Genomic DNA, 20,842 nt, shown 5'->3' on the forward strand with positions numbered 1-20,842 from the left:
GGGGTGACCCCGCGCCCGGTGCAACCGCCCGTGGCCCGCACCCCCGTCGGGGTGCCGGCCCTCGGCCGTTCGCGAGGTGCGTCTCAGTGGTCGGAGCCGACCGGGGCGTTGAGCCGGTCGTTGTTGTGCCGCACGCCCTCGGTGATGGCCACGGTGCGGGCCAGGTCGGTGAGCTTCTTCTCCAGCGAACGGAAGCGCAGGTAGGTGTTGAGGGTCAGGAAGCCCATGGCGATGACCATCAGGTAGAGCACCAGGTCGGTACCGCGGCCGACGCCCAGGGCGGTGGCCAGCTTGGTCACGCCGGTCGGCCACAGGATCGCGACGACGTTGACGATCACGAACAGCGTGAAGGCGATGCGCTTCCACGCCCGGGTGTTGGCCTTGTCCCAGCGCCAGACGAACACGAGCGCCATGGCCACGGCGGCCAGGACGAGGATGAGCTGGATCCAGAGGTGGTTCATCGGCCGTTACGCTCCCGCAGCGAGATGTCGAAGAGGATGTTCACGCCGTTGATCAGGGACTGGCCCTTGGCGCGCGAGTAGTCGGTGTAGAGGATGTCCACCGGCAGCTCGGCGACCCGCAGGTCCGAGCCGGCGAGGAAGGAGACGATCTCCGAGGCGTGCGCCATGCCGTTCATGGTGATCTTGATCCGGCTGGCCGCCTCGCGGTTCATCACCCGCAGGCCGTTGTGCGCGTCGGTCAGCTTGAGCTTGCGGGCGGTCGGGCTGACCGCGGCGGCGGTGCGGAGCACCACCCGCTTGATCCACGGCACCTGGCCGGTCTGCTCGATGAAGCGGGAGCCGAGGACGATGTCGGCCTCGCCCTCGCGCAGCAGCGCCACCATCTTCTCGACGTCGGCGGTCTGGTGCTGGCCGTCCGCGTCGAAGGTCGCGAAGTACTCGGCGCCCTCCTGCTCCAGGGCGTACTTCAGGCCGGTCTGGAGCGCGGCGCCCTGCCCCAGGTTGACCGGGTGCCGCACCAGGTGCGCGCCGGTCGTCATGACGTGCTGGGCGGTGTCGTCGGTGCAGCCGTCGTCGATCACCACGATGTTCGGGAAGGTCTTGCGCGCCCCCTCCACGACCTCGGCGATCACCTGGCCTTCGTTGTAGGCCGGGATCACCAGCCAGACGTTGTCATACTCGGACACAGGTGCTCCATGCTTGGCGAACGGCACGGCGGCCCGTGCCTCGGGTCTGTCTATCGGTGGTGGATCGCATCGGGCCCCGCACCCTCAGAAGGTCCGCAGCGGCTCTGCTGCGGACCGGTCGGCCGGGGCGGCGACGGGGCGGGAGGGGAACGCGTGGTACAGCGACCACAGCATCAGTACGGCGCTGACCAGTGAGCCGGCCAGGTACGCGAGCTCCGCGCGGAGGCCGACGGCGCCCGGAGCGAGCGCGACAGCCACCAATGCTACGGAACCGGCGGTCCAACCGACCAGCTGGCGGCGGTGCTGGGAGCTCGACATCAACGCCTGGCCGAAGACCGTCGCGAGGACGTAGCAGAGCGTTCCGAACACCAGCCAGGTGAAGTCCAGCGGGCCGAGCACGTCCTTGGCGTTGAAGAGCAGCGGGTTGAGCATGGACCCGAGCACGATCACCGGCAGTCCGCCGCCGATGCACATCGCGGCGACGATCGCGGTGGTGCGGGTCAGCACCTTGCGGAACTCGGCGTGGTCGCCGGCCGTGGCAGCGCCGGAGAGCGCGGAGACCATCGAGGCCTGCAGGGCGCTGTAGGCGAACAACGGGGCACGGGCCATCACCACGGCCTGGGAGACCGCGAAGACCAGCGCGTCGGACGCCTCGGAGTGCTTCGGCGAGAGCAGACGGACACAGATGACCGTCGCGTTGACGACCAGCTGGCTGAGCATCACCGAGGCGATCAGCAGGCCGAGGCCGCTGGTCAGCTGCTTCCAGGACACCTCCGGGCCCGGAGTGCGCTCGGCGAGGATGCCGCGCAGACCGATCAGCGAGGCGGCCAGCGGGGAGACGAAGAGGATCAGACCGAAGACCAGCGCCGAGTGCAGGCCGGCCGCTGCGGCCACCGCGGCCAGGCCGATGCGCAACCCGCCGTCGACGGCCAGCTGGCTGCCGTACGGGCCGAACAGACCGAGGCCGGCCAGGGCACCGCGGGCGACCGAACTCACCGCGAGGCCGGCCAGGCCGCCGGCCAGGGCGACCACCAGGGCCTTGTCCCCGCTGAACAGCAGGTCGGCGATCGGGCGGGCGGCGACCGCCAGCACCGCACAGGCCGCGACCAGGATCGCCAGGGCGAGCAGCAGCATCCGCCGTACCGCGGGCAGCGCTCCGTGTCCGGCGACCTTCCGGGCGGCCACCAGGCGGGTCAGTTCGAGCTCGACGGGCTGGAAGAGGCCCCACCCCACGGACATCACGATGACCCAGAGCATCGACACGTTGGCCTTGCCCACGGCGCTCAGGCTGTAGCCCACGAGCGCCATGTAGACGTACGCGGAAGCCCCGAGCACCACCGTGCCACCGACCACGAGCCGGGCGCCCGGGGGAAGTACCCCGAGCAGCCTGGCGATCGGGTTCTTCATCACATGACCACCGAACTCACCGGCCGGCCTTGCCACACGTCTCCGCACGAGGCCGGCCGGGCCGTGCGATTGCTGTGAATAGTAGCGGGTGGCCGTGAACGCTTTCTGCGCACGGACCCCATCTCCGAGGACGCCTCAGACCCCGGGGAAGGTGCGGCCCCACGGCTGGGTCCAGAGCAGTCCCGGATCGCTCAGGACCTTGACGGTCAGGCCCTGCTTGGCCAGGTCCCGCTTGATCCGGTCGCCCACGGACTGGTCGGCGGTCAGGATGGTCACCGGCGGGTGCGGCGCGGGGAGCTGCTCGATCGCGCCCTTGAGCCGGCCGAAGGACCGCTGGTAGTCCGCCTCCTTCACCTCCGGCCCGCCGATGTCCACCCAGTGGATGTCGTACAGCGCCTTCATGTCGCCGCCCCGCCGGTTGAGCAGGGAGGCCAGCCAGGTCGCCTTGAGGTTCTTGTAGTCGTCGTTGGAGACGAGGGCGATCACCGGGCCGCCGGTGTCGCGCAGCGGGGCCAGGCCGTCGATCCCCTTGGGGCCCATGTCGCTCTCGTACTCGCCGCGCCCCCAGGCCACCAGCGGGTTGCCGGACCAGGCGGACGGGTTGTCCTTGGTGGCCAGGAAGCCCCACTGCACGTTGGCGAAGAGGCTGAGCGCGGCGGCGACGGCCAGCCCGGAGAGCACCAGCTCGTTCAGGCGCCGGGCCAGGGTGCGCCCGCTCCCCCGGGACGACGTCCGCAGGACGGTCCCGACGGCGCCGATCGAGATCAGGGCGACCACGACGCCCACGGCCGTCATCTTGTGGAAGTAGTACGAGTACCGCCCGATGCTGTGCAGCTGGTACGCGGCGAAGACGGTGAGCAGGCCGCCGGTGCCGAGCAGCACCGCGAGGTGCGCCTGGCCGGTGGCGGTCCGGCGGTTGCGCGGCATGGCCGCCACCAGCAGGCCGAGCAGCCCGCCGCCGATCAGGATCGAGCGGTCCGCGGCAACGCTCGGGCCGCTCATGTTCGAGGCGTCGGCGACGTTCAGGTTGCCCAGGACGGACAGGACGCTCGGCAGCGCGGCCACGCCCAGCGCGCACGCCAGCGCGCCGAGGGTCCACCACCACCGGCCGGCGAACCTGCGTCGGTGCACCACCAGCGCGCCCAGCAGCGCCACGCCCACGAACGCGCCGTAGATGTTGTAGGTGTAGGTGACGGAGATCAGCCCGGCCGAGGCGGCCAGGACGAACTCGGTGCGGCCCGTCGCCGGCCGGATCAGCACCGCCAGCGAGAGCGCGATCAGCAGCAGACCGATGAAGGTCGAGTCGAAGCCGTGGACCAGCAGGTCGAAGTAGTTGCTCGCGAACATGATCGAGCCGACCGTGGCGCACACCGCCGCCGCCCGCCAGCCACGCAGCCGGGGCCCGCCGACCCACCGGGCCGCCCAGACCAGCGCGGTGCAGAACAGCGCGTACGCGACCAGCAGGTAGAGGAGGTAGCGGTTCATGGTCTGGAGCATGTCGCCGGGGCCGGCGGCGGAGTGGACCAGCGTGTCGGTCCAGGCCAGCAGGAAGTGCGAGCCCTGCGGGTAGGTCACCTCGGACGGCGGGATCAGGTACGCCCTGGCCGCTTCCTGGTGGAAGAAGTTGTAGCCGCCCACGCCCTGGATGCCGGAGAAGAAGGAGAAGTGAGCGAGCCGGTCCTCGGCGGTCGCGAGGTAGGCGACCCGCTCCGCCGCCGACGTCCCGGCGATCGGGTGGTACAGGTAGTGCCAGAACCCGCCGAAGGTGCCCACCACCAGCAGGTCGGACCAGCGGAAGCGCAGCGGCAGGCGGGGGGCGCGCCTGGCGACCCAGGCGACCGTCGTCAGCACGGTGAACATCAGGCCGCTGGTGGCGACCGGCGACAGGCCCCAGGGCCACAGCGAGAAGAGCAGGCCGAAGGTCAGCACCGAGCCGGCCAGCACGAGTCCGGCGACGAAGAGCCGGTCGAGCAGCACACCGCCGACCCTGATCACGGCCGCGACCGCGAGCAGCAGCAGCGGCAGCAGCACCACGCCCAGGTGCAGCGCGACCAGACCGGCCGGCACCAGCCAGGACAGGGCGAGCGCGCCGGCCAGCACCAGCGGGTTACGCCGCGGCCGTGCGTCGGCGGATGGGTCCGGCGGCCCCGGCGGCGCGGTCAGACTTTGGAGCCCGCTGTCGGGCGAGCTGTGTACGGTCGACACGGTGCCGTGCCCCTCCGGTCAAGTCCCTGCCGCCCGTCTCCCCCTACCGGGTCCGGACTTCATCTACCGTCTGCGGCAGGCTACGAGGGCCCAGCATACCGAGGGCGCCGGAACGCCGGTCGGCTCAGGGGGCGCCCGGACCGCCCGCGGACCACCTGCGGACCGTCCCGGGCGGCCGTCGGCGGATCAGGAGCCGGACGGTGCGGAAGGCCCGGCGGATCCGCCCCGGAAGACCCAGACCTTCAACAGGACGAACCGGGCGACGGTGGCCAGCCCGTTGGCGACGACCAGCCCGCCGACCTCCACCGGCCGGGAGGCGTCCGGCACCACCCGGTCGAGCAGGGCGAGCACCCCGGAGCTGAGGCCGAGCCCGATCAGGAAGGCGACGGCGCCCTGCAACTGGTGGCGGACCATCCCCTGCGAGCCGACCACCCCGAAGGTGAAGCGCCGGTTGGCGGCCGTGTTCGCCACCGCGCTGACCGCCAGGGCGATCAGGTTGGCCGCCTGCGGGTCGGTGAACCACCGGGCGACGACGAACAGCCCCAGGTAGAAGACGGTGCTGAGGACGCCGATGACCAGGAAGGACGGCAGCTGGCGGCGGGCCCCGGCGGCGGGCCCGACCGGCTCCTCGGTGAGCGTCACCGGCCCCGGCCCCGCTCGTCGTCGTCCTCGGCCGAGTCGTAGCCGACGAAGTAGGTCGGGCGGTTCTGCACCGCCGAGTAGATCCGGCCCACGTACTCCCCCAGCAGCCCGACGCAGATCAGCTGCACCCCGCCGAGGAAGAGCATCCCGATGAACAGCGAGGACCAGCCGGGCACCGTCGAGCCGAGCGCGTACGAGACGGTGGCGTGGATCCCCAGCGCGATGCAGACCACGAAGCTGACCAGGCCGAGGTAGGTGGCCAGCCGCAGCGGGGCGGCGGAGAAGTTGGTGATGCTGTCCAGCGCGAGCCGCACCATCTTGGACAGCGGGTAGTGGGTGCCGCCGGCGACCCGCTCCTCGCGGACGTAGACGACCTCGCCGCTGGGGAAGCCGAGCCACGGCACCAGCAGCCGGTAGACCGGCTGGTGCTCGGGCAGCTGCTTGAGGGCGTCCACGGCGGCCCGGCTGAGCAGCCGGAAGTCGCCGGCCTGGTTGGGCATCCGCTTGCCGACCAGCCGGCGCATCAGCCAGTAGTACGCGCCCGCGCTGCGGCGCTTGAAGGCGGTGTCGGTGCCGCGGTCCCCGCGCACGCCGTAGACCACGTCGAGGCCCTGTTCGCGGGCCAGGTCGAGCATCTCCGGGATCTTCTCCGGCGGGTCCTGGAGGTCGGCGTCGATGCTGACCACGTAGTCGCCGATCGCCCGGTGGATGCCCGCGGTGAGCGCGGCCTGGTGCCCGGAGTTGCGGGCGAAGCGGACGATGCGGAACTCCGGCCAGTCCTGCCGGATCTTCTGCATCAGCACGGGGGTGGCGTCCCGGCTGCCGTCGTCCACGCCGACGACCTCGTAGTCGACCCCCAGCCCGTCCAGGATCGGGCGCAGTCGCTCGACGGTGAGCGGGAGCGCCTCCTGCTCGTTGTAGATCGGCATCACGACGGACAACAGCGGTGCCGTAGACATGCGATGGATCCCACTTTCCGCGACGGCGGGACTGGATGGTGAGCCGACCATAACAGTCGGCCATGAGCTGCCCGTGAGAGGAAGTGCGCCCAGGTGTGCGCGTATTTGCACGCCTATGGGCCCCCCGCCCCGGGGGGTGCGTGGGGCCCTTCGGACGAGCCTGACGGGGCAGGCAGGTCAGAGCATCAATTACTTGATGATCTTGGTGACCTGGCCGGCGCCGACGGTACGGCCACCCTCACGGATGGCGAACTTGAGGCCCTCCTCCATGGCGATCGGCTGGATCAGCGCGACGGTCATGGCGGTGTTGTCGCCCGGCATGACCATCTCGGTGCCCTCGGGGAGGGTCACGACGCCGGTCACGTCCGTGGTACGGAAGTAGAACTGCGGGCGGTAGTTGTTGAAGAACGGGGTGTGGCGGCCACCCTCGTCCTTCGACAGGATGTAGGACTGGGCCTCGAAGTCGGTGTGCGGCGTGACCGAACCCGGCTTGATGATGACCTGGCCGCGCTCGACGTCCTCGCGCTTGATGCCACGGAGCAGCAGACCGACGTTCTCACCGGCCTGGCCCTCGTCGAGCAGCTTGCGGAACATCTCGATGCCGGTGACCGTGGTGGTGGTCTTGGTCTCCTTGATGCCGATGATGTCGACAGTCTCGTTGACCTTGAGGATGCCACGCTCGATACGACCGGTGACGACGGTGCCACGACCGGTGATCGTGAAGACGTCCTCGATCGGCATCAGGAACGGCTGGTCCACGGCGCGGGCCGGGGTCGGGATGCTCTCGTCGACCGCGTGCATGAGGCCGAGGAGCTTCTGGCCCCACTCGGCGTCGCCCTCGAGGGCCTTCAGCGCGGAGACGCGGACGACCGGCAGGTCGTCGCCCGGGAACTCGTACTCGGAGAGCAGCTCGCGGACCTCGAGCTCGACGAGCTCCAGGATCTCCTCGTCGTCCACCATGTCGGCCTTGTTCAGGGCGACGACGATGTACGGAACGCCGACCTGGCGGGCCAGGAGGACGTGCTCCTTGGTCTGCGGCATCGGGCCGTCGGTGGCGGCGACCACCAGGATGGCGCCGTCCATCTGGGCGGCACCGGTGATCATGTTCTTGATGTAGTCCGCGTGACCCGGGCAGTCGACGTGGGCGTAGTGGCGCGCCTCGGTCTGGTACTCGACGTGCGCGATCGAGATGGTGATACCGCGCTGACGCTCCTCCGGGGCCTTGTCGATCTGGTCGAACGGCGTGAAGGGGTTGATGTCCGGGTACGCGTCGTGCAGCACCTTGGTGATGGCCGCGGTCAGCGTGGTCTTGCCGTGGTCGATGTGACCGATGGTGCCGATGTTGACGTGGGGCTTCGTCCGCTCGAACTTCGCCTTGGCCACTGAGTCCTCCTGAGGACAGTTCCTGTACGCCGTGCTGACGTCAGTTGGTCTTTGATACGGGCCCGGCCTGGGTGCCCGAAGCACCTCTCGCCGCCCCGTGGTTGGGGGCCGGAGGCCCTGGGAGGATCCGGACGGATCCTCCCAGGTCGCCTCCTAAGAGCCTAAGGGGTGTGAATCATCCCGAATATCGGGACGTCACTCGCCCTTGGACTTGGCGATGATCTCCTCAGCCACGGCCTTGGGGACCTCGGCGTACGAGTCGAACTGCATCGAGTAGCTCGCGCGACCAGAGGTCTTGCTGCGCAGGTCACCGACGTAGCCGAACATCTCGGAGAGGGGCACCAGCGCCGTGACGACGCGGGCACCGTGACGCTCGTCCATGGACCGGATCTGGCCACGGCGAGAGTTGATGTCGCCGATCACGTCGCCCATGTAGTCCTCGGGCGTGGTGACCTCGACGGCCATCATCGGCTCGAGGAGGACCGGCTTGGCCTTCCTCGCGCCTTCCTTGAAGGCCATCGAACCGGCGATCTTGAACGCGAGCTCGGAGGAGTCGACGTCGTGCGACTGGCCGTCGAGCAGGCTCACGCGGACACCCTGGAGCGGGTAGCCGGCGAGGATGCCGAACTCCATGGCCTCCTGGCAACCGGCGTCGACCGACGGGATGTACTCGCGCGGGACGCGGCCACCGGTGACCTTGTTGACGAACTCGTAGCCCTCGGCCTGCTCGAGCGGCTCGATCGCGATCTGCACCTTGGCGAACTGACCGGAACCACCGGTCTGCTTCTTGTGGGTGTAGTCGATGCGCTCGACGGCCTGACGGATCGTCTCGCGGTACGCGACCTGCGGCTTGCCGACGTTGGCCTCGACCTTGAACTCACGCTTCATACGGTCGACCAGCACCTCGAGGTGCAGCTCGCCCATACCCGCGATGATGGTCTGGCCGGTCTCCTCGTCCGTGTTGACCTGGAAGGACGGGTCCTCCTCGGCGAGACGCTGGATGGCAACACCCAGCTTCTCCTGGTCACCCTTGGACTTGGGCTCGATCGCGACGCGGATGACCGGGGCCGGGAAGTCCATGGACTCCAGGATGACCGGGCTCTTCTCGTCGGACAGCGTCTCACCGGTGGTGGTCTGCTTGAGGCCCATGACGGCGACGATGTCGCCGGCGCCCACCGACTCGATCTCCTCACGCTTGTTCGCGTGCATGCGGTAGATCTTGCCGATGCGCTCCTTCTTGCCCTTGACGGCGTTCAGCACCGAGGTGCCGGACTCCAGGCGGCCGGAGTAGATCCGGACGAAGGTGAGCTTGCCCAGGTGCGGGTCGGACATGATCTTGAACGCCAGCGCGGCCAGCGGCTCGTCGTCCGAAGCCTTGCGGGAGATCTTGGTCTCCGGGTCGTTCGGCTTCGTGCCCTCGACGGACTCGATGTCCAGCGGGGACGGCAGGTACTTGACGACCGCGTCGAGCAGGGGCTGAACGCCCTTGTTCTTGAAGGCGGTACCGCAGAAGATCGGGGTGAAGTCCGAGTTCAGGGTGCCCTTGCGGATCGCGTCCTGCAGCAGCTCGACCGGGATCTCCTCGCCCTCCAGGGCGAGCTCCATGATCTCGTCGCTGACGTTGGAGACGGTGTCGATCAGCGTCTCGCGGTACTCGTCCGCCTGCTCCTGCAGCTCGGCCGGGATGTCGACGATGTCGTACATCTCGCCCTTGGCGGCCTCGGCCGACCAGATCAGCGCCTTCATGCGGACCAGGTCGACGACGCCCTGGAAGTCCGCCTCGGCACCGATCGGGAGCTGCATCACCAGCGGGGTGGCGCCGAGGCGCTCCACGATGGTGTCGACGCAGAAGAAGAAGTTCGCGCCCGTGCGGTCCAGCTTGTTGATGAAGCAGATGCGCGGGACGCCGTAGCGGTCAGCCTGCCGCCACACGGTCTCGGACTGGGGCTCGACACCGGCGACACCGTCGAACACCGTCACGGCACCGTCGAGGACGCGCAGCGAACGCTCCACCTCGACGGTGAAGTCGACGTGACCCGGGGTGTCGATGATGTTGATGGTGTGGTCGGCATCGTCGACGGTCCAGTGACAGGTCGTCGCGGCCGACGTGATCGTGATGCCGCGCTCCTGCTCCTGCTCCATCCAGTCCATGGTGGCAGCGCCATCGTGGACCTCACCGATCTTGTACGACACACCGGTGTAGAACAGGATCCGCTCGGTGGTGGTGGTCTTGCCCGCGTCGATGTGCGCCATGATCCCGATGTTGCGGACCTTGGCGAGGTCAAGGGAGGTTGCAGCCATGGTGGCTCGTTCTCTCTCTGTCTAGTGACGGGGTACGGACTACCAGCGGTAGTGCGCGAAGGCCTTGTTGGACTCGGCCATCTTGTGGGTGTCCTCGCGACGCTTCACGGAAGCGCCCAGGCCGTTGCTGGCGTCGAGGATCTCGTTCATCAGGCGCTCGGTCATGGTCTTCTCGCGACGGGCGCGGGAGTAACCGACCATCCAGCGCAGCGCCAGGGTGCTGGCGCGGCCCGGACGGACCTCGACCGGAACCTGGTAGGTCGCGCCACCGACACGGCGGGACTTGACCTCGAGGGCCGGCTTGACGTTCTCCAGCGCACGCTTCAGCGCGACGACCGGGTCCGAGCCGGTCTTCTCACGGACGCCCTCGAGGGCGCCGTAGACGATCCGCTCGGCGGTGGAGCGCTTGCCGTGCAGCAGGATCTTGTTGACCAGCTGGGTGACGACAGGGGAGCCGTAGACCGGGTCGATGATGACCGGGCGCTTCGGGGCGGGGCCCTTACGAGGCATTCTTACTTCTCCTTCTTGGCGCCGTAGCGGCTGCGAGCCTGCTTGCGGTTCTTGACACCCTGGGTGTCGAGCGAACCGCGGATGATCTTGTAGCGGACACCAGGAAGGTCCTTCACACGACCACCGCGCACCAGCACGATGGAGTGCTCCTGCAGGTTGTGGCCCTCGCCCGGGATGTAAGCGGTGACCTCGATCCCGCTGGTGAGGCGCACACGGGCGACCTTACGAAGCGCCGAGTTCGGCTTCTTCGGGGTGGTCGTGTACACACGCGTGCAGACCCCACGGCGCTGCGGGGAGCCCTTCAGCGCGGGAGTCTTGTTCTTCTCGACCTTGTCCTGCCGGCCCTTTCGGACCAGCTGCTGGATCGTAGGCACCGTTTCTCCGTTTTCTGTGTGCCAAGGCTTGGTGGAACTAACCTGCGGTGTCTCCCTTGCACACAACCCCGTGGTCGACCCACGCGGTCGGGTGTGTTGGGCTTTTTCCGACACGGAATCCCATGGCTGATGTACAGCGACGGCGCTCTACGCGCGGCGCGCTTTGAGGCGCTCCGGCTCGGCGCGGCGACCGGTGTGCATGCACGCACAAGGACCCGGGGACACCCCAGGCACAAGGTCAGAGCGTACCTAGCGCATGGGGCTCGGTCAAAACAAATGCAACGCCGCAGGTCGCGGCCTTCGGCCGGGTGTCGCCCCGGTGTCCCGTACGCGACCGGCCGGTGTCGGGCCGCCCTCCACCCGCTCTACCACAGTCGGCGGGCACCCGCCAGCGGGGCAGCCGGGGCCGCCGGGGCGGCCTGGGCGACCTAGGAGGCGATGCCCAACATGATCACCAGCAGCCAGAAGGCGCCGCCCAGGTAGCCGAGCACCAGACCCAGCACCGCCGCCCAGTCCCCGTCCATGTTGCGCTCGCGGATCTGCTGGCGGGCGAGGTGGCCGGTGATCACCGCGGGCACCACCGGCAGCGCCAGGAAGCCGGTCAGGCCGCACACCAGGGAGACCACCGCCAGCACGCTGGTGGGCCGGGCCTGCGGCACCGGCGGCGGCACCAGGAAGGTCGCCGGGACGGGCTGCGCGGCCTGCAACGGCGCCGCCATCGGCCCGGACGGCAGGTCGGCCACCAACGCGGCCAGCTCGCCGTAGGTCACCGCCCGGGCCGCCGCCTCGTGGCGCTGCCCGTACTCCTCGACGGAGAGCCGGCCCTCGGCGAACCCGGCCTTCAACACGTCCACCGTCCGGTCCCGGTCGGCGTGGCTGGCCCGCATCACCGACTGGGGGGTCGGCGCGGCCTGCCAGCCGGCCGCATTCCGGCCGTACCGGTCGGTGGGGCGGGACTCGCCCCACGGTTGAACGGACATCCGCCACCTCCCGGGCGCCGCGGCACCCCCGCGCGCTCACTGGTCCTCATAGTGCAGGACGAACCGGGGAACTGAGTAGTTGCCGAATCGGACCGGCAGCTCCCGGAGACCGTCACCGGGCGGCGCGCCTCACCCGTTCGGCGGACAGGCTCAGGGGATGCTCAAAGCGGGCGACAGCCCGTCGGGCCGGTGCCAGGCTGGCTCCGGAGCGCCCCGCCACCGCGCGTCCACCCACGACCAGAGACAGAAGGCCGCCATGCAGGCGTCAGAACCGTCGCCCTCCGAACCGACCGCCGCCGGCCGGCCCGGACCGGGCACCCCGTCCGCCGTCAGCATCCAGGGACTGTGGAAGCACTTCGGCACCCAGGCCGCCGTCGCCGGGCTCAGCCTGGAGCTCCCGGCCGGGTCGTTCATCGGCCTGGTCGGGCCGAACGGCGCCGGCAAGACCACCACGCTGTCCATGGCCACCGGCCTGCTCCGGCCCGACCAGGGCACCGTGCTGGTGCACGGCACCGACGTCTGGGCCGACCCGGTCACGGTCAAGGCCCGGATCGGCATCCTGCCCGAGGGCCTGCGGATGTTCGAGCGGCTCAGCGGGCGCGAACTGCTCCAGTACACCGGCCGGCTGCGCGGCCTGCCCGGCGCCGAGGTGGACCGCCGCGCCGAGGAGCTGCTGGCCGTCCTGGACCTCGGCCGGGACGCCGACAAGCTGGTCGCCGACTACTCCACCGGCATGCGCAAGAAGATCGGGCTGGCCGCCGCGCTGCTGCACAACCCCGACGTGCTGTTCCTGGACGAGCCCTTCGAGGGCGTCGACCCGGTCTCCGCCCAGACCATCCGCGGCGTGCTCAAGCGGTACGCGGCGGCCGGCTCCACCGTGGTCTTCTCCAGCCACGTGATGGAGCTGGTCGAGCAGCTCTGCGACTGGGTCGCCGTGGTCAACGCGGGCCGGGTGATCGCCCAGGGCCCGCTGGACGCCGTCCGCGGCGGACGCAGCCTGCACGCGGCCTTCCTGGAGCTGATCGGCGTCCGCGAGGACGACGGCCAGGCCCTCGGCTGGCTCGGCGGCGGACGCACCGGGGACGCCCGGTGACCGCCGCCACCGCGCCCGTCACCGCCGTGCCCGACGACCGGACGGTGGTCCGCGGCCTGGTCGCGCTCAAGCTGCGGCTGCTGCGCAACGGGCTGCGCCGCAGCCGGGGCCGGGCGGCCGTGTACGTCGTCGGCGGCGTCCTCGGCCTGGGCTTCGCGGGCCTGATCGCCTTCGGCATGGCGATGCTCAACGGACGCTACGAGGGCTCCGGCAACACCGGGGTGATGCTGGTCGGCGTGCTCACCCTGGGCTGGGCCGCGCTGCCGCTGTTCCTGTTCTCCAGCGACGAGAGCGCCGACCCGACCCGGCTCACCATGCTGCCGCTGCGGCCCGGCCCGCTGCTGCGCGGGTCGCTGCTGGCCTCGCTGATCGGGCCCGGCCCGCTGATCAGCCTGGTGCTGGTGACCGGCGCGGTGCTGTCCGGCGCCACCGGCGGCGCCGCGGCCGCCACCGCGGTGGTCGCCGTGCCGCTCGCCCTGCTCTGCCTGGTCACGCTGTCCCGGGCGGTCGCGGCCGGGAACGCCCGGATGCTCTCCAGCCGGCGCGGCAAGGACTTCGCGATCTTCGGCGGGCTGGCCTTCGCCCTGCTCGTCCAGGGCGCCAACGTCGGCTCGCAGAGCATCTTCGGCCGGCAGCACGGCCAGGACATCGACCTCGGCCCGCTCAGGCCGATCGCCGCGGTGCTGCGCTGGATCCCGCCGGTCAGCGCCGTGGACGCCCCCCGCAGCGTCGGCGCGGGCGAGTACGGGGCGGCGCTGCTCCAGCTCGCCGCGGCCGGTGCGCTGCTCGTCCTGCTGCTGCGCTGGTGGCGGGGCAGCCTCCAGGAGCTGATGGTCACCGCCGACTCCTCCACCCTGGAGGTGGCCCGCGGGGTGCAGAGCGCCCGCGGCTGGCGCTTCCTGCCGGAGGGCCGCACCGGCGCGGTGATGCAGCGCCACCTGCGGTACGCCTGGCGCGAGCCGCGGGCCAAGGCCGCGCTGTTCACCAGCGTCGGGATGACGCTGGTGATCTGCCTGCTGTCGGTGGTGCAGGGCTGGTCGAGCGTCTACCTGCTGGCGATGACCGGGACCTTCCTCGGGCTGCAGATGCTCAACCTGTTCGGCATGGACGGCTCGGCGTTCTGGATGGTCGCCGCCACCCTGCGCACCCCGGCCGACGCCCGGGACGAGCTGCGCGGCCGGGCGTACGCGGTGCTGTCGTACGCCGTGCCGGTCACCGTGGTGCTCGGGCTGGTGCTGGCCGCCGTCACCGGCGACTGGAGCGGGCTGCCGTCCGCCCTCGGCCTCGCGCTGGCGGTGCTCGGCGGCGGCATCGCGCTCGGCTCGGTGTTCAGCGTGCTCGCGCCGTACACCATGCCCGCCGACAGCAACCCGATGCGCAACGCCGCCCCCGGGCAGGGCGGGCTGATCCTGCTCAACCAGTTCGGCTCGATGCTCGGCGTCGCGGTGCTCTCCCTGCCGGTCGGCGGCTACCTGCTCTGGGCGCTGCTCTCGGACGGGCCGACCTGGCCGCTGCTGCTGCTCGGCCCGGCCTACGGCGCCCTGGTCGCCACCCTCGGCATCCGGCTGGCGGCCCCCCGGCTGCTGGAGCGTGTGCCGGAGATCATGGCCAAGGCCATCGAACGGTAGCTAGGTCGGCCCGGCCGCTCCGGCATCATGGGCCGGAGGGGCGGGGCCGTCGAGGAGAGCAGGGACACACCGTGGGCAAGCGCGCGCAGCAGGGCGACGGGAACGCCGGGCCGCTGCTGGAGCAGGCGGTGCGCTCGGTGCTCACCGCCCCCGACGAGGGGCTGGACCTCGCCCTGGACACCGGGGCCTCGCTGCTGGCCGCCTCGGCCGGGCAGTGGCCGGCGGTCAGCCGGTCGGTGCTCGGGTACGCGGACACCGCGGTGGGCCGCTGCTGGTCCGCCGGCTGGCGCCCGGCCGACCTGGTGCGGGTCGTGCGGCGCGGGCTCAAGCCCGTCCACCTGGCCCTCGCGGTGGACCTGATCGCCGCCGAGGCCCGCCGCCACCCCGCCGCCACCCTGGACCGGCGCTGGCAGGAGCAGCTGCGCGAGCTGGAGGCCGAGGTCTGGTGGCCCGCCGACGAGCAGTACCTCGGCGCCTTCGCCCACCGCCACCGGCTGGACCGCTTCGCGCTCGCCACCGCCCTGCTGGAGCTGCTGCGCAGCTGGGGCCGACTGCCCCCGATCGCCCCGGTCGGCCCCGCCCCCGGGCAGCAGGGGCCGGTGCGGCGCCCGGCCGGGCCGCAGCATCCCGGGTCGTCGACCGGGGAGCCGCGGATGCTGGCCCGGATCCGGGCCCTGCTGGCCAAGGCCGAGTCCACCGAGTTCCCGGAGGAGGCCGAGGCGCTGACCGCCAAGGCCCAGCAGCTGATGGCCCAGCACAGCATCGACGACGCGCTGCTGGCCGCCGCCGGGGCCGACCGGAACACCCCGGCGGCGCTGCGGATCGGTGTGGACAACCCGTACGAGGGGCCCAAGACGATGCTGCTGGACGCGGTCGCGGCGGCCAACCGGTGCCGGGTGGTGTGGGCCAAGGAGTTCGGCTTCTGCACCGTGATCGGCTTCGACGGGGACCTGGACGGCGTCGAACTGCTCTACACCTCGCTGCTGGTGCAGGCCACCCACGCGCTCAACAAGGCCGGGTCCGGCAAGGACTCGCGCAGCAAGGCGTTCCGGCAGTCCTTCCTGGTCGCGTACGCGGCCCGGATCCGCGAGCGGCTGACCTCCGCCACCGAGCGGGCCACCAGCGCCGCCGCGGCCGGCCGCCACCTGCGCGAGGACGGCACCGAGGAGCAGCTGCTGCCCGACGAGCGGCTGCTGCCCGCGCTGGCCGCCCGCTCGGCGGCGGTGGACGACGAGGTCGGCCGGCTGTTCCCGAAGCTGGTCTCCCAGCGGGTCCGGGTCAGCGACGGCGAGGGCTGGGCGGCCGGGCGGGCCGCGGCCGACCGCGCCGCCCTGCACGGGCGGGGCGAGATCCACAACCGGCCGCCCGCCTGATAGAAACGACCCGCCACGAACGAAGGGGGATCCGACGTGACGGAGTCGACAGCGGAGTCCGGATACCGGGACCGGGTGCGCGGCGCGCTGCTCGGCGGCGCGATCGGCGACGCCCTGGGCTGGCCGGTGGAGTTCCAGCAGCTCCACCAGATCCGCGAGCGGTTCGGTCCGCAGGGCGTGACCGCGCTGCCGTCGGGGAGCGCCGGGTCGGTGGAGGTCACCGACGACACCCAGATGACGCTGTTCACCGCGGAGGGCCTGATCCGCGGCTTCGTCCGCGGCTGGTCCGGCGGCGGCGGCTCGGTGCCGGAGGCGGTGCACGGCGCGTACCGGCGCTGGCTGCGGACCCAGTACCAGGGCGCCCCGGACACCGAGCCGCAGCCGCGCCCGTACGACGGCTGGCTGCTCGGCCGGCCGTTCCTGTACGCGCGGCGGGCGCCGGGCAACGCCTGCCTGAGCGGGGTGTCGGAGCACCCGGTGTTCGAGGCGCCGGCCCCGATCGGGAGCCCGGGGCCGATCAACCCCGGCTCCAAGGGCTGCGGTTCGGTGATGCGCGCGGCGCCGTTCGGGCTGGCCCGGCTCGGGGTCGAGCAGTCCTTCGGGCTGGCCGTGCAGTGCGCCCAGCTCACCCACGGGCACCCGACCGGCTACCTCGCCGCGGGCGCCTTCGCGGCGCTGGTCGAGCGGTTGGCGGCCGGGACGGAGCCGTGGGCGGCGGTCGGCGAGACGGTGGAGCAGATCCGCGAGCTGCCGCAGTCCAAGGAGACCGTGCAGGCGCTGGCCCGGGCGGTCCGGCTGGCCCAGGAGGCCGAACCCTCGGCGGACACCGTGGAGCGGGTCGGGCTCGGCTGGATCGCCGAGGAGTGCCTGGCCATCGCGGTGCACTCGCTGCTGGCGGCCACCCTCGACCCCGATCCGGTGCGCACCGCGCTGCTGCTGTCGGTGAACCACTCCGGGGACAGCGACTCCACCGGCGCGGTCTGCGGCAACCTGGTCGGGGCCGCGTACGGCGCCTCGGCGCTGCCCGCCGACTGGGTCGGGGCGGTCGAGGGGCGGGCCGAACTGCTGACGGTCGCGGACGACCTGCTGGTGCTGTTCGGCAGCCGCGACCCGGGCCACCCGGCGCTCGGCGGGCGCTACCCCGCCTGGTAGTCGGACGCTCCTCAGCTCGCCCCGGGGTCGGCGACCTGGCCGAGGAACAGCGGCCGCCCGGTGGCGGTGTCCCGGATCAGGAACAGGAACGGCCGGTCGATGTGCAGCTGGACGGGCCGGTCCGGGGCGGGCGCCGCCGCGACGCCGACCCCGACGCCGCTGCCGGCCGCCGCGACCGTACCCTCCTCGTCGACCTGGACGGTGGCCTTCTGCACCACCGTGCTGACGGCGAGCGGCGGCTGCTCGGCGATGCCGCCGAGGTCGGCCCGGTCGAAGACCGAGTGGACGCCGAGCGAGCGCAGCGCGGAGCTCAGCTCGTTCGAGGTGTCGAAGTGGAAGCGCGGCAGCTGGAGGTCGACCGGCCGTTCGGCGAGGGCGCCGAGGATCCGGTCGAGCTGGGGCTGGTCCAGCCCCTTGGTGAAGGCGGCGAAACCGCCCTGCGCGGGGACGATCAGGTCCATCGCCAGACCGCCGCCCTGGTACGGGAGTTCCACGGCCTGCCAGGGCTCGCCGACGATCCCGCCGGAGCCGTCCGCGTACTTGAACTCGCCGGCCTGGCTCATCGACGGGACGGCCGGGGCGGATCCGTCGAGCTTGTGGAACGGGCGGTCCGCGGTCTGCCCGGGCTTGAACGCCGAGGCCCACTTCGCCTTGAGGTAGAGCGCGTCGGTGAGGACCAGCCGGGTGTCGGCGTTGATCGTGTTCGGTGCGAAGAGGTCCTTGATCTGCCCCTCGGTGGCCTTCTCCACGGCGGAGTTGACGGCCTCGCGGGAGCCGTTCGGGTCCTTGCCGAAGTCGGTGGTGCGCACCCCGGCGTCGAAGGCGGTGGCGAGCGTGGCCAGGTAGTCGGGCTTCACCGCGAAGCCCTGCTGGGCCCAGACCTGGTCGCTGCGGCGCAGGGTGAGTCCGTCGGTGGCCGGGACGGGCCGGTCGAGCGCGCCGACGGCGAGGGCGTACTGCTTCGGGTCGAGGTCGGTGTGCAGGGCCTTGGCGAGTTCCTCGGCGGTGGCACCGCGCGCGCCGGGCAGCAGCATGGCGAGCACGGTGGACAGCCCGGACGGCGAGACCACCAGGTTCTGCCCGGCGGTGTCCGGCTTCGCGGTGAGGGTGTGCAGGAGGTCCAGGCCGAAGGCGTCGGTGGCCTTGGCGGTGGCGGCCACCGAGGCCTGGTCGACGGCGGGCCGGGTGGCCGGCGCGGAGGCCCGCTGCTCCCCGGTGGCGGCGGTGCCGGGGCCGGTGCTGCCGCAGCCGCTGGCCAGCGGTGCGGCGAGCGCGGCGGCGAGGAGCAGTGCCGCGGGGCGGCGGGGCGGGCGACGACGGGTTCCGCTGCTGCTGTTCGTCATGGCCCTTCGACGCGACACCCCTCCGGCCGGTTCCGGCTCAGTCCCAGAGCGCGCCGAACTCCAGCAGTTCGTCCCGGTGCTCGATCCGCTCGACCCACTCCTCGGGCCAGACCGCCTCGCCGTGGTGGGCGCCGGCGAAGGCGCCGGTCAGGCAGGCGAGCGAGTCGGAGTCGCCGCTGGAGTAGGCGGCCCGGCGGACGGCGGCCACCGGGTCGTCGGGCAGCAGCAGGAAGCAGAGCAGGCCGGTGCCGAAGGCCTCCTCGGCGACCCAGCCCTCGCCGGTGGCCAGGCAGGGGTCGGCCTCCACGTCGGGGGCGGCGAGGGCGGCGTCCAGCTGGTCGAGGACCGTGAGGCAGTCGTCCCAGCCGCGGGCGATGACGGCCTGCGGGGAGGCGCCGTACCAGCGGTCGGCGAGGTCGCCGAGCCAGAACTCGTCGTAGCGCTCGCGGCCGGCCAGCGCGTACGCCCTCAGCACGGCGGGCAGTCCGGCGGGCGGGACGCCCTCGGCGAGCTTGCGCACGGCGTAGGCGGTGAGGTCGCTGGCGGCGAGCGCGGTCGGGTGGCCGTGGGTGAGCGCGGACTGGAGTTGGGCGGCGCCGGAGAGCTGCCGGGCGTCCAGGTCGCGGATCAGGCCGAGCGGGGCGACCCGCATGTTGGCGCCGCAGCCCTTGGAGCCCACGTCGCTGGCCTGCTGCCAGCGGTACTTGTCGTGGCTGAGCCGCTCGCAGGCGCGCAGGCAGGTTATGCCGGGGGCGCGGTTGTTCGACGGGGAGCGCCACCAGTAGACGAACTCCTCGCGGACCGGGCGCGCCAGCCGCAGCGGCGTCAGCGGGCCGCGCGCCAGGGCGGTGCGCAGGCCGCGGGCGAGGGCGAGCGTCATCTGGGTGTCGTCGGTGACCAACGCGCGTTCCGGCAGCGGGAGTCGCCGCCAGTCCGGGTGGTCGGCGGCGATCCGCTCGACGTCCTGGAACTCGGTCAGCCGGCCCATCGCGTCGCCGATCGCCAGCCCCAGCAGTGCCCCCGTCGCCTTGCCCACGGCCTTCTCCCCCGCTTCCCGTCACACGTCGACCAACAGCTCCTTGAGCCCGCGGATCACGTAGCCGGGGTTCCACTCGGGCTCGCGGACCAGCCGCAGGCCCGGGGCCCGGCGCAGCAGCGTGCCGTAGGACTCGGTGAGCTCCAGTCTGGCAAGGGGGGCGCCCAGACAGAAATGGATTCCGGCGCCGAAGGTGACGTGCGGGTTGTCGGTGCGGCCGAGGTCGAGGCGGTCGGGGTCGGCGAAGCGCTCCGGGTCACGGTTGGCGGAGCCGAAGAGCAGGGCGATCTCGGCGCCGCGCGGCACGGTGACCCCGCGGACCTCGATGTCCTCCAGCACCCAGCGCTCGAACATCTGCAGCGGGGTGTCCCAGCGCATCAGTTCCTCGACGGCGGTGGGCAGCAGGGCGTCCACCGAGCCGCGCAGCCGGGCGAGTTCGCCGGGGTGGCGGAACAGCGCCCACCAGCCGTTGCCGGTGGTGTTGACGGTCGCCTCGTGGCCGGCGTTGAGCAGCAGCACGCAGGTGGAGACCATCTCCTGCTCGCTGAGCGCGTCGGAGCCCTCCTGGGCCTGGATCAGCGCGCTGATCAGGTCGGTGCCCGGGTTCCCCCGGCGCTCGCGGATCAGGGCGCGCAGATAGTCGGAGAACTCGATGCTGGCGGTGACGGCCCGGCGGGCGGCCTCCTCGCTCGGGTTGAGCTCGAACATCCCGGTGATGTCGGCGGACCAGGGGCGCAGCAGGTGCCGGTCGCCCTCCGGCACGCCGAGCATCTCGGCGATCACGGCGACCGGCAGCGGCTCGGCGACGGCGGAGATCAGGTCTCCGCCGCCGGCCGCGAGCAGGTCGTCGACGAGTTCCCCGGCCAGCCGCCGGACGGTCGGCCGCAGCCCTTCGACCATGCGCGGGGTGAAGGCCTTGGAGACCAGCCGGCGGATCCGGGTGTGGTCGGGGGCCTCCAGGTCGAGCAGCCCGTGGTCGTTGAGGGTGTGGAAGGGCTCGTGCGCCGGGTCGGGTTCGGGGCGGCCGAACTCCTGGTGGCTGAACCGGTGGGTGTAGGTGCGGCCGAGCCGCCGGTCGCGCAGCAGGGCGCTGACGTCCTCGTGGCGGGAGACCAGCCACTGGTTCGTCGGCTCGTGGTACGTCACCGGCGCGTGCTCGCGCAGTTCGGCGTACGCGTCGTACGGGTGGGCCACGAACTCCGCCGACCAGGGGTCGAACTTCGCCGTCGTCGTCATCGCTCGATCACTCCAGGCCGTGAGGGGAAGCCGGGAAGATCATCGTATGCATCCGGTACGTCCGTAAAGGGTC

At 71.7% G+C, this 20,842-nt stretch carries 18 protein-coding genes; 4 read left to right on the forward strand and 14 right to left on the reverse strand.

The window, feature by feature from the left end; translation table 11 throughout:
- Positions 1 to 83 precede the first annotated feature (83 nt).
- The 11 genes from ACFV8H_RS12270 to ACFV8H_RS12320 form a co-directional block, all read right to left on the reverse strand.
- Positions 84 to 461 (reverse strand): DUF2304 domain-containing protein, encoded by a 378-nt coding sequence (locus ACFV8H_RS12270; protein ID WP_380398895.1) that lies wholly within the window; start codon positions 459 to 461, stop codon positions 84 to 86.
- Complete coding sequence (locus ACFV8H_RS12275) at positions 458 to 1,147, reverse strand: glycosyltransferase family 2 protein (RefSeq protein WP_380398897.1); 690 nt, start codon at positions 1,145 to 1,147, stop codon at positions 458 to 460. The genes ACFV8H_RS12270 and ACFV8H_RS12275 overlap by 4 nt, the downstream gene beginning before the upstream one ends.
- 84 nt (positions 1,148 to 1,231) lie before the next feature.
- Positions 1,232 to 2,554, reverse strand: coding sequence for a hypothetical protein (locus ACFV8H_RS12280; protein WP_380398899.1), 1,323 nt, complete (start codon positions 2,552 to 2,554; stop codon positions 1,232 to 1,234).
- Positions 2,555 to 2,689: 135 nt separating this feature from the next.
- On the reverse strand, positions 2,690 to 4,654 hold the full coding sequence (locus tag ACFV8H_RS12285; RefSeq protein ID WP_380398901.1) for a hypothetical protein: 1,965 nt from the start codon (positions 4,652 to 4,654) through the stop codon (positions 2,690 to 2,692).
- A gap of 291 nt (positions 4,655 to 4,945) precedes the next feature.
- Entirely contained in the window at positions 4,946 to 5,401 is a 456-nt protein-coding gene (locus ACFV8H_RS12290) for a GtrA family protein (protein WP_380398903.1), read from the reverse strand.
- Positions 5,398 to 6,360 (reverse strand): glycosyltransferase family 2 protein, encoded by a 963-nt coding sequence (locus ACFV8H_RS12295; RefSeq protein WP_375882061.1) that lies wholly within the window; start codon positions 6,358 to 6,360, stop codon positions 5,398 to 5,400. The genes ACFV8H_RS12290 and ACFV8H_RS12295 overlap by 4 nt, the downstream gene beginning before the upstream one ends.
- Before the next feature lie 189 nt (positions 6,361 to 6,549).
- Positions 6,550 to 7,743 carry an elongation factor Tu gene (gene tuf, locus ACFV8H_RS12300; protein WP_380398905.1) on the reverse strand — a complete coding sequence of 398 codons (1,194 nt, stop codon included), beginning with the start codon at positions 7,741 to 7,743 and terminating at the stop codon, positions 6,550 to 6,552.
- Between the two features lie 195 nt (positions 7,744 to 7,938).
- A complete protein-coding gene (gene fusA / locus ACFV8H_RS12305) occupies positions 7,939 to 10,044 on the reverse strand; it encodes an elongation factor G (protein ID WP_375882056.1) in 2,106 nt (701 codons plus the stop codon).
- 39 nt (positions 10,045 to 10,083) lie between these two features.
- Positions 10,084 to 10,554: a 30S ribosomal protein S7 gene (gene rpsG / locus ACFV8H_RS12310; RefSeq protein ID WP_148644378.1), complete on the reverse strand. Its 471-nt coding sequence runs from the start codon at positions 10,552 to 10,554 to the stop codon at positions 10,084 to 10,086.
- A gap of 2 nt (positions 10,555 to 10,556) precedes the next feature.
- Positions 10,557 to 10,928, reverse strand: coding sequence for a 30S ribosomal protein S12 (gene rpsL, locus ACFV8H_RS12315; protein WP_014144289.1), 372 nt, complete (start codon positions 10,926 to 10,928; stop codon positions 10,557 to 10,559).
- A gap of 428 nt (positions 10,929 to 11,356) precedes the next feature.
- Positions 11,357 to 11,908: a DUF1707 and DUF4190 domain-containing protein gene (locus tag ACFV8H_RS12320; RefSeq protein WP_380398907.1), complete on the reverse strand. Its 552-nt coding sequence runs from the start codon at positions 11,906 to 11,908 to the stop codon at positions 11,357 to 11,359.
- 256 nt (positions 11,909 to 12,164) lie between these two features.
- Here ACFV8H_RS12320 and ACFV8H_RS12325 point away from each other — a divergent pair, with 256 nt between their 5' ends.
- The 4 genes from ACFV8H_RS12325 (at position 12,165) to ACFV8H_RS12340 (ending at position 17,154) form a co-directional block, all read left to right on the forward strand.
- The gene (locus tag ACFV8H_RS12325; RefSeq protein ID WP_380398908.1) at positions 12,165 to 13,001 is read left to right on the forward strand and encodes an ABC transporter ATP-binding protein; all 837 of its coding nucleotides are present in this window, start codon (positions 12,165 to 12,167) and stop codon (positions 12,999 to 13,001) included.
- Entirely contained in the window at positions 12,998 to 14,629 is a 1,632-nt protein-coding gene (locus ACFV8H_RS12330) for a transporter (protein ID WP_380398910.1), read from the forward strand. The genes ACFV8H_RS12325 and ACFV8H_RS12330 overlap by 4 nt, the downstream gene beginning before the upstream one ends.
- A gap of 71 nt (positions 14,630 to 14,700) precedes the next feature.
- Positions 14,701 to 16,002, forward strand: coding sequence for a DUF2786 domain-containing protein (locus tag ACFV8H_RS12335; RefSeq protein WP_380398912.1), 1,302 nt, complete (start codon positions 14,701 to 14,703; stop codon positions 16,000 to 16,002).
- 36 nt (positions 16,003 to 16,038) lie between these two features.
- Complete coding sequence (locus tag ACFV8H_RS12340; protein ID WP_380398914.1) at positions 16,039 to 17,154, forward strand: ADP-ribosylglycohydrolase family protein; 1,116 nt, start codon at positions 16,039 to 16,041, stop codon at positions 17,152 to 17,154.
- 11 nt (positions 17,155 to 17,165) lie between these two features.
- Here ACFV8H_RS12340 and ACFV8H_RS12345 read toward each other — a convergent pair whose 3' ends face one another.
- From ACFV8H_RS12345 to ACFV8H_RS12355, 3 genes are read right to left on the reverse strand one after another with little or no spacing between them, the layout of a single operon-like run.
- Positions 17,166 to 18,497 carry a serpin family protein gene (locus ACFV8H_RS12345; RefSeq protein WP_380398916.1) on the reverse strand — a complete coding sequence of 444 codons (1,332 nt, stop codon included), beginning with the start codon at positions 18,495 to 18,497 and terminating at the stop codon, positions 17,166 to 17,168.
- A gap of 37 nt (positions 18,498 to 18,534) precedes the next feature.
- Entirely contained in the window at positions 18,535 to 19,533 is a 999-nt protein-coding gene (locus ACFV8H_RS12350) for an ADP-ribosylglycohydrolase family protein (protein ID WP_380398918.1), read from the reverse strand.
- Positions 19,534 to 19,554: 21 nt separating this feature from the next.
- The gene (locus ACFV8H_RS12355; protein ID WP_380398920.1) at positions 19,555 to 20,769 is read right to left on the reverse strand and encodes a cytochrome P450; all 1,215 of its coding nucleotides are present in this window, start codon (positions 20,767 to 20,769) and stop codon (positions 19,555 to 19,557) included.
- Positions 20,770 to 20,842 lie beyond the last annotated feature (73 nt).

This window comes from Kitasatospora sp. NPDC059827 (assembly GCF_042731675.1).
In the GTDB taxonomy this organism is placed as follows: Bacteria; Actinomycetota; Actinomycetes; order Streptomycetales; family Streptomycetaceae; genus Kitasatospora.

Excerpts from the sequence above, each read along its gene's own strand:
- ACFV8H_RS12270 (WP_380398895.1), bottom strand. The coding sequence starts at position 461 with ATGAACCACCTCTGGATCCAGCTCATCCTCGTCCTGGCCGCCGTGGCC.
- ACFV8H_RS12280 (WP_380398899.1), bottom strand. The coding sequence starts at position 2,554 with ATGAAGAACCCGATCGCCAGGCTGCTCGGGGTACTTCCCCCGGGCGCC.
- ACFV8H_RS12295 (WP_375882061.1), bottom strand. The coding sequence starts at position 6,360 with ATGTCTACGGCACCGCTGTTGTCCGTCGTGATGCCGATCTACAACGAG.
- fusA (WP_375882056.1), bottom strand. The coding sequence starts at position 10,044 with ATGGCTGCAACCTCCCTTGACCTCGCCAAGGTCCGCAACATCGGGATC.
- rpsG (WP_148644378.1), bottom strand. The coding sequence starts at position 10,554 with ATGCCTCGTAAGGGCCCCGCCCCGAAGCGCCCGGTCATCATCGACCCG.
- ACFV8H_RS12320 (WP_380398907.1), bottom strand. The coding sequence starts at position 11,908 with ATGTCCGTTCAACCGTGGGGCGAGTCCCGCCCCACCGACCGGTACGGC.
- ACFV8H_RS12325 (WP_380398908.1), top strand. The coding sequence starts at position 12,165 with ATGCAGGCGTCAGAACCGTCGCCCTCCGAACCGACCGCCGCCGGCCGG.
- ACFV8H_RS12345 (WP_380398916.1), bottom strand. The coding sequence starts at position 18,497 with ATGACGAACAGCAGCAGCGGAACCCGTCGTCGCCCGCCCCGCCGCCCC.
- ACFV8H_RS12355 (WP_380398920.1), bottom strand. The coding sequence starts at position 20,769 with ATGACGACGACGGCGAAGTTCGACCCCTGGTCGGCGGAGTTCGTGGCC.